The organism is Vibrio celticus (genome assembly GCF_024347335.1).
Classification (GTDB): domain Bacteria; phylum Pseudomonadota; class Gammaproteobacteria; order Enterobacterales; family Vibrionaceae; genus Vibrio; species Vibrio celticus.
Genome location: NZ_AP025464.1, coordinates 877,131 through 892,478 on the forward strand (window position 1 = coordinate 877,131; position 15,348 = coordinate 892,478).

Genomic DNA, 15,348 nt, shown 5'->3' on the forward strand with positions numbered 1-15,348 from the left:
CCTTTTGGAAAATTTGTCGTGAACGTTTTAAGAAATATTTGCCCTGAGAAAATGGGTAAAGAGCGTAACAAACGAGAGTATGATTTACGCGTACTTAATTGTGTCAGTGAAAGCGAATATGAATCGCGTATGGCAGTTTGGAATAGCTTAACTTTGGTTGCTACTCCGTCTGTTTCAGAAACAAAAGGCTTCATCGATGAGGCTTTCAACAAACTTCAGCATGACTTGAAAGAAGCGAGCCGTGAGTTATCGATTAACTACACAGACTTCATTGCAATGGCGCATGAAGAGCTCAACTATATTAAGGTGTTTGTTGCTGATAAAACTGCACAATACGGTTGGTACGCTGCGATCGTTCTTATGGTCATCGGCACTATTGCTCTGTGTGCTCAGTAGATCAAACTGTGTATTCAATAGACGCTTTCAGGATCAATAAAAACTTCATGTTCCACAAACAGTATGGCGCTCTTAATAGATTGTCTTAGAAGCTCAGTCGATAACCTTAAAAGCTCAAGCGATAAACATAAGCACATCTCTGTGCTTATGTTTTAGCTAGAAAACAAACAGTTAAACTCATTTATTTTCTAGTCTAAAAGCCTTCACTCTCCCATTAGAGACAACAAATCCTGCGTCGCTTGTTTTGGGCTTTCAGCGTGACATATCGCTGATACCAAGGCTAATCCATGAATACCAGTCTTAACCAACTGCGGAATGTTCGACTCGTTAATTCCACCAATACCGACAATCGGTAGCTTCGTTGTCTCCAACGCCATTTTAATTCCATCATAGCCCCAATGTTTCTTTAGATTCGTCTTGGTTGGTGTGGTAAAAAGCGCACTGAGGCCAATGTAATCGATCGGCAAGCTATCGGCTTCTTGTAGCTGTTGTTCAGTTTCAATCGATAACCCAAGAATCTTATCCGGACCAATCAACTGACGTGCTAACTCTGCAGGCATATCCGATTGCCCTAAGTGCAAACCATCGGCGTCGACAGCCAATGCAACGTCCACTCGGTCATTGATGATCAGCGGAACACCTGAGCCAACCAAAATCGACTTTACGGCTTGTGCTCGTTCAATGAAGGCTCTTACATCCCCATGTTTCTCTCTTACTTGAACCATAGTGACGCCACCCGCGACCGCTTGTTCGACCACGACCTTAAGCGTTTCTAAATCTTGCTGGTCATCCGTTACTAAATAGAGCTTATAAGGGTTCATATCGTACCTTTGGAGTCGATGTCTAAAATTGGCGTTGTACTATTTTACCGACAAATCGCATCATGTGCATGGAAGTTAATACTAAATTAGCTCAATTACACACGCACCATCAAATACGCAACTCGTTGAAAGCATACCGAAAAATCTGAACTTTTTAACTAAAGCGTTACTTATTACACAAAGTATTCACTTCAAGCATGCCCAGAACGCTGTTTTATGAAATACTCTGCTGTGAAGGAATCAGGTAAATATAGGGATAGTTATGCGCCACCTTTCTATAGCGCTCAAGATCAAGCTGGGTTATGCCATCTGCTTGCTCTTTTTCGTCATTTCAGGCTTTGTGAGTTACAAAGGTATCCAAACCTTGTCGAACGGCTTTAGCCAATACAGTGAACTCAGCCAAAAAGCGACATTATCAAGCAACATTCAAGTGCACTTTCTTCAGATGCGTTTAGCCTCTGAACGTTACTTAGAGTCATTGGATGAACAGTACGAAACGAATTATCAATCAAGCAAACTTGCGATTGATGAACTGCTCAACAACTTAATCCAATCCACCACCAAAACCGATAGCCTAGCTAGCCTGCAATTAGTGCAAGACAGTGTGGCGGCGTTTGATGTGGCTTATGGTTCAATGAAACAGAGTGAGCTTCTCATAGACCAACTGGTCAACGTTGAGATGGTCCAACGAGAAACCAACGCACTGAAAGCTGCTCAAAGTTTGTTGTATGAGTCTTACAATAACAATGATCCAAACGCGAGCTTATACGCGGGCATGTTGATGGAGAATTTCCTCGCAGCCAAGATCACCGTACTCAGTTATTCAAACAACAATGACCTCAAAACCTATGAAGCGGGTAAAGATATCTTTGAATACGCGCTACCAGGTATTGAAGGCGATATTGAATCTCTCAAATCATCGCCTTATCAAAGTGAGCTGATTGAAGACTTCTCAAACCAACGTGAAGCGTATGCAAAAGGCTTTGAGCAAGTTCATCAACAGATGCTTGAGAACACTCAAAGAACCGCTAGCCTTGCCTCTATTGGTGACAGCTTAGCGATTGCGGTAGCGGATGCTCAAAGTATTCTCGAGCAGCAGAAACAAGCACTCACGCCAGTACTGCAAGCCAGTGAAAAACGTTCAGTTCAAATCATCATCTTGCTAACGGGTGTCGCTTTAGTTATTGGCATGACGAGCGCCGTTTTGGTGACTCGCTCTATCACCAAAGGCATCGCACAAGTTAAACAGATCACCAATGAGCTTTCTCAGGGCAACCTGAATGTGGAAGTGAACATTGAGAGCAAAAATGAGATTGGTGAACTGCTGACTAATATGGAGATCACCATTGAATCTCTGCGCGATATTGTTGGCCAAGTGAACCGCTCTAGCGTGCGTATTGGTGAGATGTCGGAGTCGCTTAATCAAGTGACAAACAACAGCTCGACCAATGCAACACAATTGAACAGTGAAATGATCAACATATCTTCTGCCGTTGATCAATTGGCTTCCAGCACTTCAGAAATTGCTGCAAGTGCTAACCACGCGTCTCAAGTTGCTAACCAAGCAACCGAGAATGTGGCAATGGGACTCAAAGAAGTAGACAAAACACTGCATGAAATTGGCAGCGCCGATGAAAGCATGCAGGTCAGCAGCCAAAAAGTGACTGACCTACACAAAGAGTCGATGAACATTGGTGCCATTCTTGAAGTAATTAAAGGCGTTTCTGAACAAACCAACCTACTGGCATTGAACGCTGCCATTGAAGCCGCACGTGCGGGTGAGCAAGGCCGTGGGTTTGCCGTGGTAGCCGATGAAGTGAGAACGCTCGCTAAGCGCACTCAAGACTCTGCAAGCCAGATTGATGAACTCATCACCTCGTTACAGCGTGGCGCTAAAGACGCACTCGAGTCGATCAAAGAGAGCCACAGCACGGTTTCAGATGCTTCAACTCAGGCACAACAAGCCTCTCAGAACCTGCATGTGATTAACCAACACATCCAAGATTTGAATCAAGCTAACAGCCAGATCGCAGTATCTGTTGACGAGCAAGATTGCTTGACCAAGTCACTGGGTGAAAATGCGCAAGGTGCAAACACCATCGCACAAAGCAACCAAGAGTCGGTCAGCAGCATTTCTGGTGCCGCGAGTGACTTAACCGAGGTTGCTCATCACTTAGAAAGCCAAGTGAATCGATTTAGAACCTAACTAAACCAATTGCTCAAATAACGAGATAGCTAACGCGACGAGATAGTTAATACGGCTTTGAAGCAATAATAGAAAAGCCCTCAACTGAACTGACCCCCAATAGTTGGACACCAATTATTGGGGGTCTTTTTATGTCCAAATATAGCCGAGAGCTAAAATGTATCATTGCTAAGCAATACTTAGATGGCACGTCATCTCTCTACTTAGCAAAACAATATTCAATTTCTTCAAGGCAGATACGGTATTGGGCTCAAGTCTTTGCCATCCATGGTACTGATTCATTTTTACCAACTAAGCATGCCGCGACTGCTCAAACAAAACGAAAAGCATTGAATTTAATGTGGGCGAATGAATGGTCTCTCACGCACACTAGCGCTGTATTAAACCTCTCATCCCCTGGGATACTCTCTGTCTGGCTCAAACGATTTAATGAGCTCGGTATCAAGGGGCTCAAAATGCGCCAGAAAGGAAGACCCTCAATGAAACAGCAACCTCAACGAACCACTAAGCCTGATAATGAAATGACACTTGAGGAGCTAAAAGAGGAGTTAGTCTACTTACGAACCGAGAATGCTGTTTTAAAAAAGTTGGAAGAGTTGGAGCAGGAAAAAAACCGTCGAACAAAGAAAAAGCGGTCATAGCTCTAACTCTTAAAGGCAAGTACCCGTTGAAGCACTTACTGCAGACTCTACAGCTGTCAAAAAGTGTCTTTTATTATCAGGCTCAAACGAGCAAGCGCCCAAATAGCTACGAACGTGAGCTGCGGTTGATAAAGTCAATTTATCATGAACATAAGGGCCGATACGGTTATCGTCGTATTCATTTAGAACTAAAAAATCAGGGGGTCGCGCTTAATCACAAAACGGTTCAAAGGCTTATGGCTCAGCTCAACCTTAAATCGACGGTCAGGATTAAAAAGTACCGTTCATACCGAGGAGAGTCTGGAACAGCTGCTCCCAACGTGCTTGAAAGAGATTTTAGTGCGACTCAACCCGATGAAAAGTGGGTAACTGATGTCACGGAGTTCAAAGTCAAAGAGCAGAAAGTATACTTGTCTCCCGTTGTCGACTTGTTTACTCAGGAAGTGGTAGCTTATAGAGTGGCCAAAAATGCCTGCTTGCCGCTTGTCACGGATATGCTGACGGAGGCTATATCAACGCTTAAACCCAACTCAAAGCCAATTATACACAGCGATCAAGGTTGGCAATATCGCCATCGACAGTATCAGAAAAAGGTAGCGGAGAGTGGGTTAACGCAAAGCATGTCGAGAAAAGGTAACTGCTTGGATAATGCTGTTGCTGAAAACTTTTTTGCTTTACTCAAAACCGAGATGTATCACAACCAAAGCTTTGAAGATGCAGATGCTCTGATAGAGCAAATTAAAGAATACATCGAGTACTACAATACCAAACGTATAAAAGTGAAACTAAAAGGCCTGACTCCGATAGAATATCGAACTCAGGCCTTGAAAGCCGCTTAACAGAAATGTCCAACTTTATGGGGTCACTTCAAACACATATGTGCTGAGGGCTTTTTAATAAGCTACGAATGCAGATCTAGATTGAATCTACTGAATCTTCAAACGTTGGATCAACGTCTCTTCATCTAGTTGATACAGTTCATCAAGCAAGTTCATTTGCAAGCTACCCGGGCCACGAGAGTTCTCAGCCGCGATTTCGCCAACCACACCCAATACCGCTGCAGCAGCCAAACCACTGTCATCACCGACAGCCGCGAAAGCACCCGTCAGCGCTGTTAGCGTACAACCCATGCCCGTCACATACGGCATCATTGGATGACCATTGTTTAACGTCACAACACTGTCTTTAGTGACAACGTAATCTGTCTCACCAGAAATAACCACATTCGCACCGTATTCAGCCACTAAGCATTGCGCTGCGCCTAATGCAGCATCGCTGCTATCCAGCGCATCAACGTCTTTGCTCTGTGCTTGCTCACCCGCTAGCGCGATAATCTCAGACGCGTTACCACGAATGATTAACTTATCGGCTAAGCGGGCAATTTCACGAGAAGTCTCGGTACGCAGCGTGCTTGCACCACAACCCACAGGATCAAGAACCACAACCTTGTTGCTCGCGTTGGCTTGTTCAACCGCGAAACGCATTCTTGGCGTCCAAACACTGTCTAACGTGCCAATGTTAATCACAAGCGCGCCAGAGAAAGACATCATCTCAGCCAGTTCTTGCTGCGAGTGCGCCATGATAGGCGAAGCGCCAATCGCCAATAACGCATTGGCCGTGTTGTTCATCACGACGTAGTTAGTAATGTTCACAACCAGTGGCTTTTGCTCTCGTACTGCGCGCAACGATTGAATAATTTGTTCAGTAAGCATGGGTAAATCCTTATTCGTGAAAGTCGCTTTTAAGCCGAGGTTGAGTCATTAAGTGCGTTCAGCCCTTGCTGCCAAAAAGCCACTTCCATACGCGTTGCCGTTTTAAAGATATGAACGATGTTTTGACCGCGCTCGCTGTTGATATCAATTTCAGCAAGCAGTTGATTGAAGTATTCCGCGCCCGTTGCTACGCCAGACTGGAACTCTTCTCCGCCGTAAAGCTGTAGCCAGCTTGCGTACGGGTTGCCTTCCAAAACAGTATCACGGCTTTCTAACAGCGCTTTACCGATCACAGCGTAACCAATTGAACACGGAGCCAGTGCCGCGTAAAGGTCGACAAGATCACCCGTCATACCCGCATCTAGAACGTAGCGCGTGTAAGCGACTGTGCCGAAATCTTCCGGTTCGTTTTCTAAGTCAGATTCGGTTAAACCCCATTGACCACAGTAAGTCACGTGGTGAGAGATTTCAGAATCAAGCAGAGCATGAACACTAGGCAGTGCACGACGCATATCAGCCAAGGTTTTAGCCTTGTAAATTGCCAATGCATAAGCACGTGCATACTGCTTCAAAAACAGAAAATCTTGCTTCAAGTAATGTAGAAAACACGGCTGAGCGAGATTACCGTTTGCCAACATTTTAACAAAATCATGCTCAGTGTAGTCTTGCCAATCTTGTTGACATGCTTGGATTAAGTCTTGGTATTTCATGAGATTCCTTAGTCAAAAGTCGGCACGTAGTCAGCGGCTTTTGGTAGTGATTTGATGATGCCTTTGTCGAACATGAACTGCGCATAGTCATCGTAACGTTTTAGGTCAACTGCTGAAGGGCGAAGTGCAAAACGAGTCAGTGTGTCGTTCCATGCGCGCTGGTTAAGTTCGTTGTTTAACGTATCTGGTGAATACGCAACAAACTCACTCCATGACTCTTGTGGGTGGTTCACGATGTAAGTCGTAGCTTGCTCAAGTGCTTTATTGAACGCTTTGATCGCTTTATCATCGTGCTGCTTTGCGTTCGCAACAAAGATCAGCTCATCGTAAGCGGGAACACCGTGCTCTTCTGGGAAGAATGCCTTCGCTTTAAAGCCTTCAAGGGCTAGCTGATTGGTTTCGAAGTTACGTAAGCCACCCCAGATTGCGTCTACCTTGCCTGATGCCAATGAAGATGAAAGTGCCCAACCGACATTGATGGTTTGCACGTCTGTAAACGCTACATTTTCTTGCGCTAACATAGTGCCAATAGTCGCTTCTTCGTTTCCTGCGATCGCAATACCGATCTTCTTGCCTTTCAGGTCCGCTAGCGAATCGTTCTTGCCGTTATCCAGTACCATTAGTGTGTTTAGTGGCGTCGCGATAAGGGTTGATGCACGAACCAAAGGAAGACCCGCCGCTACATCCATAGTTAAACTTGGTTGGTAAGTTACCGCTAAATCGACCTTACCTGCCGCAACCAATTTTGCTGGCGTGCTTGGGTCAGCTGGTTCTTGGATTTCAACCTCTAGGCCTTGGTCAGCAAAATAGCCACGCTCTTGAGCAATCACAATTGGGCCGTGGTTCGGGTTCACAAACCAATCCAACATCAGTGTCAGTTTCTTTTGTTCAGAATCCGCTAATGCATGACCTGAAACTAGCGAAGCAAGCAGTGCCACTGCACCTACCAATTTGGTATTTTTCATAGTTAACCTTTCCTTTTGAATATTATTATTGTGTTTATAGAGCTAATTTTTAACGAAGTTTTGTTTAGATAAATAGCGTGAGCGGAGCTTTATTAAACAAGTGTTATCGAACCATTACTGGTTCTCCCAAGGGATAGCTTTTTTGAGTAACTTGTCTGTGATGAAGTAGAGCGAGATAGAGAGCACCGCCAAGATAAACAAGGCCGCAAACATCTCATCAATGATCATTCGCGCGTTGGCCTGTAGCATTAGGTAACCCAGCCCTTCACTCGAACCCACCCACTCCCCGACGACCGCGCCAATTGGGGCAATAACCACCGCTACACGAATGCCAGACGCTAATGTTGGCAGCGCAGCAGGCAGTTGGATATAACGCAGTAATTGCCATTTCGATGCGCCCATCGTTTTGGCAAGATCGAGATAGCCTGTCGGTGTATTACGTAAGCCGTCGTAGCAACATGTGGTCACAGGGAAGAAGATAATGATCGCCGCCATCACCACTTTTGAGGCGATGCCATAACCAAGCCACAGCATCAATACTGGCGCAATCGCAAACACAGGGATCGCTTGACTAGCGATTAAGATAGGTAACAGCCAGCGTTTTAGTGGTTCGAACATCAACATCTGCAGGGCGAAAAATAGCCCCATCGACAAACCGAGTAGCAAGCCAAGTAAGATCTCTTGCGCAGTCACCCATGTATGTTTGAGTAACACATCGTAACGTTCGATTAGCTTAATAAAGACTTCTGCAGGCGCTGGCAGAATGAAGCTCGGCATCTCGAAGATAACGACCACCATTTGCCATAAACCGAGAATCACAGCACTGCTGATCATCAAACGCATAACGGGATTCATCTGACGAGGGCGTTCAGTGCTAGCCTGTATGTCGGTTGAACGAGCCCCAACTTCGCTTCGCGTTAGATCATTCATAGTCACGCTCCAACTGATCTAAGATCGCTTGTTGTAACTCAGCGCATTCACCGTCTAACACTCGTGGTGTTGATGTGAGAGGCACAGATAAAGACTGAGCATTCGCAGGTGTGCCTTGCAACACATACAAATTATCCGCCAAGCGCACCGCTTCTTGTGGATCATGGGTGATCAACACAACGGTTTTACCTTTTAGCAGTTCACACGCTAAACTTTGCAGCTTGTGTCTTGTTACCGCATCCAGCGCAGAGAACGGCTCATCCATCAGCACGACTGGCTTGTCTTGCATTAAGGTGCGAGCCAAAGCAACACGCTGGCGCATGCCACCAGACAACTGATCCGGCATCGCATTCGCATAATCAGCCAAACCAACTGCAGCTAACAGCTCTAGTGCTTGGTTGGTTTGCTGTTCTTTATCAGAAACTGGATTTTGAAAGCGATGACTCAGGCATACATTGTCGATAACCGATAGCCATGGCAGTAACAAGTCTTGCTGTGCCATGTAAGCGATGCGGTCCGTTAAAGGCAATTCATCGGACGTTGCCAATGTACCCTGCCACTCCACCTTGTCGTCCAGCAAGCCTGCCAGATAACGCAATACCGTAGTTTTTCCGCAGCCACTTCGACCCAACAATACCGTCCACTTACCTGCGTTTAAGCTAAGCGACAACCCAGACAAAGTCGCGTGCTCGCTGTCGTTATAACGTAAGGAGGCATTGCTGAGCTGAACACCAACCGTATTAACGGACATTACCGTGTCCAGCGAAGAAGTGATTTACCGGGCCATGACCTTGACCGACTTGTAACTCATCAGCGTGAGCAATCGCGCGAGAAATGTATTGTTTGCCTAGGTCAACAGCTTCTGCCAGCGTGTTGCCCTGAGCCAAGAAAGAAGCAATGGCAGATGAAAGCGTACAGCCCGTGCCATGGGTGTTTTTAGTCGGGAAACGCTTCGCGCTAATCAAGGCAGACGTCGTCGGGAGAATCAGTAGGTCGTTACTGTTCTCATCCTTCTCTAAGTGGCCGCCTTTTAGGAGTACCGCTTTCGCCCCCAAAGCACGTAAGTCTTCAATCATGCCCTGCATTTCAGCTTCGCTTTCAGGTACTGGCTTGCCTGTTAATGCCGCGCCTTCTGGCAAGTTAGGAGTAATGATGTCTGCCAGCGGAATCAGTTCTTGCTTTAGCGTGGTGATAGCCGAGTTTTCTAAGAGAAGGTCACCACTTGTCGCGACCATTACAGGGTCAATCACAAGATGCTTAGGTTGGTACTGCTTAATTTTGTCAGCGACGACTTTGATGATTTGCGAATCAGCCAACATGCCGACTTTTACTGCCACGATATTCAGATCAGTAAAAACCGCATCTAACTGACTGGCAACATGGTCGAGTGGAATAGGAAAAATGGCGGAAACGCCTTGCGTGTTCTGAGAAGTGATCGCGGTAATTACCGAACAAGCAAAACTACCTGTAGCAGACATAGCTTTAATATCAGCTTGAATACCCGCACCGCCGCCACTGTCTGAGCCAGCGATCGTCAATACAATCGGAGTGTTCGTTCGAATCGAACCATCAGCAGAGTGCTGTGAAACTGAGGTTTTTGGTGTTAAATCTTTTGAAATAGAACTGTGTGTCATTGTCGCTCCTACTATCTTACAAGACGTAGGAGAACGAACACCGATCGAAGGAGAAGTCGCAATAGATTCATGAACAGTCTTCATGAGTGCAGACGTAGATCGAGTGCTTATAGTTCCCTACGCCAGTGTTAACTGAATCAGGTTCAACGGGTCTCGACTAACGATCTCAGCAAACACCAAATAAGGTATATGCCCCCCGACTATTGATAGCGATAGTAACAGCACTCTCACAACTGAGATACTGATTTTATTCAATTATAAGAATTACGCATGAATAAATTTCAATTAGGCATTACAAAACAAATACTTATAACGTTCCTTTAGCTGGCTTCGACTGTATCAACAAGCACAGCACAATCAGAAACATACCTAGCCAACCTATAAAAGGAATCAGCTCACCGACAACGCAGACGGCAAGCACCGCTGCAACTACTGGTTCAAACAGAGTCAGCAGATTGGCGCTACTCGCGGTCACGTGGCGTAAACCAAAACTGAACGCGATATAGCCCAAGCATTGTGGAATTAACGTCAGATAACTGATGACTAATACGTTAATCTGCGAGGAAAACAGGTTCTCCCCCGTAAACCAGAGCGTTGGTAGCAACAGCATCGCACCAAGGCCAAAAATACTGCCCATCGCCGCTTGAGACTCAATGTCCTTGTCTATCAGTGCTTTTGTCGCCCAAGAATAAATGGCGTAACACAACCCTGCTAGCAAACCTAAAGCAATACCCAACAGCTTGAGATCATCACCTGACTCATTCGTAGATGAAGATTCTGAAAACACCAACAACCCAATACCCACCACACCAATCGCAAAGCTAGTGAACCAACGTTTGTTGATATTATTCTTTTTGCTAATCAGACACTCTAACAATGCCGAAAAGAAAGGTGCGGTTGCAATCGAAACCACGGTACCAATCGCCACGCCTGATAATTTCATTGAAGAATAGAAAGCTAAAGGATAGATCGCCAAAGCCAAAGCGCTCACTGCCAACAGCTTCTTGTTCTGCAAAAGTTTATCGAAGGCGAGTAGGATTTTTCGATACGCTAAGCCCGCTTGCATTAGGCCGCCGACCCCCATAGAGAAAGCACCAATCGCTAATGGGCTTAGATCAGGAGCAAAACTTGCGGCGGTGCCTGTCGTGCCCCATAAAATGGAAGCAAAGAAGATGGCTAAAGTGCCTGTTTGGAATTCGTTAACGCGATTGATGGTAAGATTCATTTCTATTACCTAATTTTCAGTTCTGAAATAGATAATAGTGAAGATTGATAAAAGTTAGTTTGCCGAAAGGACGCTATTGTTGTTTCTAAAGACTCTCTTTCATTGAGCCTAGAAACGCCCTTGGGGACATTCCAAAGTGCTGAGAGAAGCGACGACTGAAAGCAGAAACATCACTATAACCCACATTTTCAGCAATCAATTGAACCGGTAAATCAGTATGAGTTAACAAGGCTTGGGCTTTCTCCATACGATAGCGAGTGATGTATTTAAGCGCACTGATGCCCAGGCACTCTTTGAAGCGTTTTTTAAATTGAGTGGGGCTCAAACAGGCCGTTTCTGCAAGTTGTGAAATGGATAACGGCTGCGTGTAATTATCCGCGATCAGTCTTTGTACCGCCCGGATTCGAGGATCGATGTTCTTGCTCACTTGTTGTTGCTCTAACAGCAGTGAAAACACATCCACGATTGATGACTCAATACCGCTATCGACCTGATATTCCAGCTGCTTCTCAACAAACAACAAGAAGCTCATCAAAGGTGGCGTTATCGTGAAAACCGAGAGCTCATGCTCCAACAAGTGCTGCGGCAACTCCGCCATATCCGCGACAATAAACCGCGCCGCCTCATCCGCCTTAAACGCATGCGCTGTGGTTACCGGAATTACGACACATTCGCCCACGGCCACTTTGCCGACATACCCCACCATCTCGATATTGATACTGCCTTGGATCGGCAATACCAATTGGTGATGGTCATCATGAGCATGGGTATTAAATTGCTTGGTGTAAGATCGAATGCTTAAGCTAGATTTCATGAGCAACGCCGGAGTACATTTCGCTAGATTAAAGTAATAGAGACAACGTTACATTATCACTTCCCTAGAGTCACATTCAATGCTCATCAAATTCATGCTAGCTAGGTGACATGATCAAAAACGACCTCCAAATAAGAGGCCGTTTTGATTAAAAAGCGTCATTCACATAAAGGTTAGAATGACACTTGGCTGTCTTGACCAACAGTGACTTGCACACCATTTTCAGCTTCGTATATTGCGAACCCAGCGGCTAGTGGCGCTGCATTGTCTTCATCACTGTCATGCTGCGCAGTACAGGTATAACCTAATGAATAAGTACCTGGATCAATAAAGCCCAGTGAGAATTCAAAATTAGTTTGGTCTTCACCAAGCACAACGGAAGCTGAAGTGACGGGTTTTACTTCCTCACTACCACCAATCGGTGTCATGTCATCTTTGTCGATGTTGCCTTCATACAAGTAGACCGCCTGAACAAAGGTGTTATCGGTTGTAAGCCTACAAGCATCAAAGGTTTGCTTCGCAACAGTACCTTCAATATTTCCGGTCTCAACCGTATTGATAAGGCTTACAGACGTTCTTTGAATAGTGTAATCAGGGAAAGTCGAACTGTTCTTTAGGCCGCGTCGAAGATCGAACTCGACAACAAAATCGTTACTTTGCTGGTTCACATTAAATGAGTTATTAAAGTAAAGTACGCCAGCGTTATCTTCTTTGCCCACACCTTGCGGGCACGCGCCTTCACCTTTCACTGTTAACTCACGGGTCATATCATCGTTTTCTATCACGTAAGATGGATCTGTTGGGTGATCGCCATCATTCGCAAACACACACAACTTATAGCTGCCTACCGGAATGACCTCATTTTCAATCAAAGGAAGCGCATCGCTGCCTTGGTAATCTAGCAAATTCACACTTAATGGAATCGGATCCTCACCATCTGGCAATGGATCGCCATTTTCATCAACGTAATCGCCGTTTTCGTCCGTTTTATACACATCATAAATCAGTGGTGAACCTCCCCCTTGAGGAAGTAAAGCGACCTTACTGAATGTCACGGTGACGTCTTTAACATCATCAATGGGCGCATCACTCACGCTCAAGGTAATGGGTGTCGTGCTGCTTGATGAACCTGAATCACCGCCACAACCAACAAGCCCAGCCAGCACAAGGCTCGCTAAAGCGGTTTCCTTTAAATACTTCATAACTCATTTCCTATAAATCACTGCTCAATAAAGGGCTTAGTTTGTTGCCCTCTTATTCTTTTCCTTAATGTGACTCATAGATAAACCGCGCTTATGGCCAAAATCGGTTAGCCCTATTATTTAGGGATTTCTTCATCCAAAAACTCTGTTCATCAAGGTGCACATATCAGGTCGCACATAGGTTAATTAAGTCTAGTAAGTAAATTGTCAGTAGTCGCACGTATTTGGCAAGGTTGCTGTCAATTGTGTTGGAATGGTCGGTATGTATAGGGTCGGAGAGGATGATTGAGAGCACTCAAATCAAAGTCAAAAATCGCCACCAAGATCAAAAAAGGCCGTTAAGACAACCTGTTGCTGAACTTAAACGACCTTTTTATTGAATGTGGATTAAGCTAATTCGATATTAGCTCATTCAAATTCACTTATTTTTGAAGTTGCTCTTTAGCGGCTTCAACCTTAGAAAAATCTAGGCCAAGCTCTTCAACTGCTTCTTTGATTAGCGCAGGGTTTTGCATTACCTGGCCCATCAGCATTTGAAGTTTGTCTTGAGGTAAACCAAGTTGGCTGATTGTCGCCATTGCTGCAAGAGGGTTCTCGGTCAACGTCTTGAATATCTCGCTGATCTGCTCGTCGCTAATATTGTTCTCTTTCAACATTGCTAAAATCGGGTTCATTTTTTTGCCTTTGAAACACTAAATTAAGTAGGAGCACAGCATACCATCTAGCTGTGCTCGATTGTACTAACAAGTGACGCTTTGGTTTAACGCGAACCGCACTTTTCCCAAACGCAAATAATGCTTGGGCTTAGCGAGACTCTAATGGGTAAGAGCGGTAGCTCCACATACCATACGTTCTAAGAGCGTCACGGTAGATGCCTAGAAGCTCACCACTGCTCGCTTTCTTAAGATCTTCTAACGGCTTATCTGGGTAAGAAACCGTATCGAAGGTAATACCCTGAGGGCCCGTTTGCCAGCTCGCAATTTCAAACAGAGTTTGACCACGACGAACATGGCTTGCCGAGCTAATAATGGTCGCGTGTTTAATATCATGACGAGCAAGCGCATAGCTACTGAACAAGGCGTTGCCTACCGTGCTGGTCGCGTAGTTCTCTTCAATGATGCGGTCTTTGCTTACCCCTTTTGAGATAAGCCAATCCGCCATTAACTTGCCTTCAGTCTTATGATTCTTTGGCACTCCGCCCGTCAACACGATCATCGCATCAGGGTTAGCTTTCGACATTGCTAATGTGGTTTCAAGACGTTCAATCAAGATTTCATGCATAGAGCCATCAGGGTTAAGCGCGTAGCCCAAAGTGACGATGGCACCGTGATCGCTCAACAGTCCCTTATCTGCAGACTCTTTAAGAGGTGTTTCTAACACGCGGTCAACCGTTGCAAAAATACGTTTGATGTCTTCAGCCTTGCCTTTATTCAGGCTTTCCAGTTTATCCATGTGCTTGTTGGATTCACTTTCATTGCCTTCAAATCGCTGCCAAACCGCAAGATACGCATGCAAGTCGACATCGTCTGGCGCAACCGTCAGTGCTTGTTCAAACAACTCAATAGCGCGTTCTGCGTTCTTGTTGTAGATCTGAGCGTTCGCCGCCGAAATCAACAAGTCAGTACGGTAAGGTTCTAGCTGGTACGCTTCTAACAATCGGTTAGTCACAATTTCCATGTTGCTTGGCATTTTAGCCGTGAAGCCCGCGTGAGAAATTCTTGCCGGAGACTTAAACGCCTGCAACGCATCAAGAAGTAGTTGGTCTACAACTTGTCGCTTAGTCACCAACTGTGCGTAGTCCGCAGAAGCCTGTACAGCGCCATCGTTAGCAGCAAAAGAATAAGGTGTTGCGCCAAAAGCGAGCATGCCACCAAGAGCGAGGGCGATAATGTTCTTTTTCATGGAAAGATCCTGTGTCGTTAAGTGTTTCACATCAGATTTGCTCACCAATGTAAGCCCCCAAGATTAAAAAACCGTGAACCAAACCTTACTCTCCAAGGTTGATATTCATTTGTTGCATAAGGTGTGGCTGCAGATCACGATTTTATGCGACAGAGTAGGCTCAAATATCCAGATAGCTTCGAGTTATGAG

15 protein-coding genes, 1 pseudogene and 1 riboswitch are annotated in these 15,348 nt (G+C 45.3%); of the genes and pseudogenes, 4 read left to right on the forward strand and 12 right to left on the reverse strand.

From position 1 onward, the window contains the following. Nucleotides 1-51 precede the first annotated feature (51 nt). Nucleotides 52-396: a thiamine-phosphate diphosphorylase gene (locus tag OCV19_RS19865; RefSeq protein WP_065676196.1), complete on the forward strand. Its 345-nt coding sequence runs from the start codon at nt 52-54 to the stop codon at nt 394-396. 203 nt (nt 397-599) lie between these two features. On the opposite strand, the gene thiE is transcribed toward OCV19_RS19865, so the two are convergent. Continuing rightward, nucleotides 600-1,217: a thiamine phosphate synthase gene (gene thiE, locus OCV19_RS19870; protein ID WP_065676195.1), complete on the reverse strand. Its 618-nt coding sequence runs from the start codon at nt 1,215-1,217 to the stop codon at nt 600-602. Between the two features lie 262 nt (nt 1,218-1,479). Between thiE and OCV19_RS19875 the strand changes: the two genes are divergently transcribed. From OCV19_RS19875 to OCV19_RS19885, 3 genes and pseudogenes are all read left to right on the forward strand, one after another. Next, nucleotides 1,480-3,423, forward strand: a complete 1,944-nt coding sequence (locus tag OCV19_RS19875) for a methyl-accepting chemotaxis protein (protein WP_065676194.1) — start codon at nt 1,480-1,482, stop codon at nt 3,421-3,423. Between the two features lie 131 nt (nt 3,424-3,554). Continuing rightward, the gene (locus OCV19_RS19880; protein ID WP_261875688.1) at nt 3,555-4,064 is read left to right on the forward strand and encodes a helix-turn-helix domain-containing protein; all 510 of its coding nucleotides are present in this window, start codon (nt 3,555-3,557) and stop codon (nt 4,062-4,064) included. Continuing rightward, a pseudogene (locus OCV19_RS19885) lies at nt 4,031-4,903 on the forward strand (IS3 family transposase); the annotation flags it as partial. The gene OCV19_RS19880 and the pseudogene OCV19_RS19885, both read left to right, overlap by 34 nt. A gap of 87 nt (nt 4,904-4,990) precedes the next feature. On the opposite strand, the gene thiM reads toward OCV19_RS19885, so the two are convergent. The 11 genes from thiM to OCV19_RS19940 all read right to left on the reverse strand — a co-directional run bounded on the left by thiM (nt 4,991) and on the right by OCV19_RS19940 (nt 15,158). Continuing rightward, on the reverse strand, nt 4,991-5,776 hold the full coding sequence (gene thiM / locus OCV19_RS19890; RefSeq protein WP_065677013.1) for a hydroxyethylthiazole kinase: 786 nt from the start codon (nt 5,774-5,776) through the stop codon (nt 4,991-4,993). Nucleotides 5,777-5,805: 29 nt separating this feature from the next. Further along, entirely contained in the window at nt 5,806-6,486 is a 681-nt protein-coding gene (gene tenA / locus OCV19_RS19895) for a thiaminase II (RefSeq protein WP_065677012.1), read from the reverse strand. Nucleotides 6,487-6,494: 8 nt separating this feature from the next. Continuing rightward, a complete protein-coding gene (locus tag OCV19_RS19900) occupies nt 6,495-7,451 on the reverse strand; it encodes an ABC transporter substrate-binding protein (RefSeq protein ID WP_065677011.1) in 957 nt (318 codons plus the stop codon). 114 nt (nt 7,452-7,565) lie between these two features. Continuing rightward, nucleotides 7,566-8,381 (reverse strand): ABC transporter permease, encoded by an 816-nt coding sequence (locus OCV19_RS19905; RefSeq protein ID WP_065677010.1) that lies wholly within the window; start codon nt 8,379-8,381, stop codon nt 7,566-7,568. Further along, nucleotides 8,374-9,132 carry an ABC transporter ATP-binding protein gene (locus OCV19_RS19910; RefSeq protein ID WP_065677009.1) on the reverse strand — a complete coding sequence of 253 codons (759 nt, stop codon included), beginning with the start codon at nt 9,130-9,132 and terminating at the stop codon, nt 8,374-8,376. The genes OCV19_RS19905 and OCV19_RS19910 overlap by 8 nt, the downstream gene beginning before the upstream one ends. After that, nucleotides 9,122-10,015, reverse strand: a complete 894-nt coding sequence (gene thiD / locus OCV19_RS19915; protein ID WP_065677008.1) for a bifunctional hydroxymethylpyrimidine kinase/phosphomethylpyrimidine kinase — start codon at nt 10,013-10,015, stop codon at nt 9,122-9,124. The genes OCV19_RS19910 and thiD overlap by 11 nt, the downstream gene beginning before the upstream one ends. A 97-nt stretch (nt 10,016-10,112) precedes the next feature. Next, nucleotides 10,113-10,224, reverse strand: a riboswitch (TPP riboswitch). A 98-nt stretch (nt 10,225-10,322) separates the two neighbouring features. Continuing rightward, entirely contained in the window at nt 10,323-11,240 is a 918-nt protein-coding gene (locus tag OCV19_RS19920) for a DMT family transporter (RefSeq protein ID WP_065677007.1), read from the reverse strand. 85 nt (nt 11,241-11,325) lie between these two features. Beyond that, entirely contained in the window at nt 11,326-12,054 is a 729-nt protein-coding gene (locus OCV19_RS19925; RefSeq protein WP_065677006.1) for a helix-turn-helix domain-containing protein, read from the reverse strand. 173 nt (nt 12,055-12,227) lie between these two features. Further along, the gene (locus OCV19_RS19930; RefSeq protein ID WP_065677005.1) at nt 12,228-13,256 is read right to left on the reverse strand and encodes a DUF4382 domain-containing protein; all 1,029 of its coding nucleotides are present in this window, start codon (nt 13,254-13,256) and stop codon (nt 12,228-12,230) included. Between the two features lie 422 nt (nt 13,257-13,678). Further along, nucleotides 13,679-13,930, reverse strand: coding sequence for a DUF2999 family protein (locus OCV19_RS19935; protein ID WP_009844829.1), 252 nt, complete (start codon nt 13,928-13,930; stop codon nt 13,679-13,681). Between the two features lie 130 nt (nt 13,931-14,060). Beyond that, on the reverse strand, nt 14,061-15,158 hold the full coding sequence (locus OCV19_RS19940; protein ID WP_017096383.1) for a YdcF family protein: 1,098 nt from the start codon (nt 15,156-15,158) through the stop codon (nt 14,061-14,063). Nucleotides 15,159-15,348 lie beyond the last annotated feature (190 nt).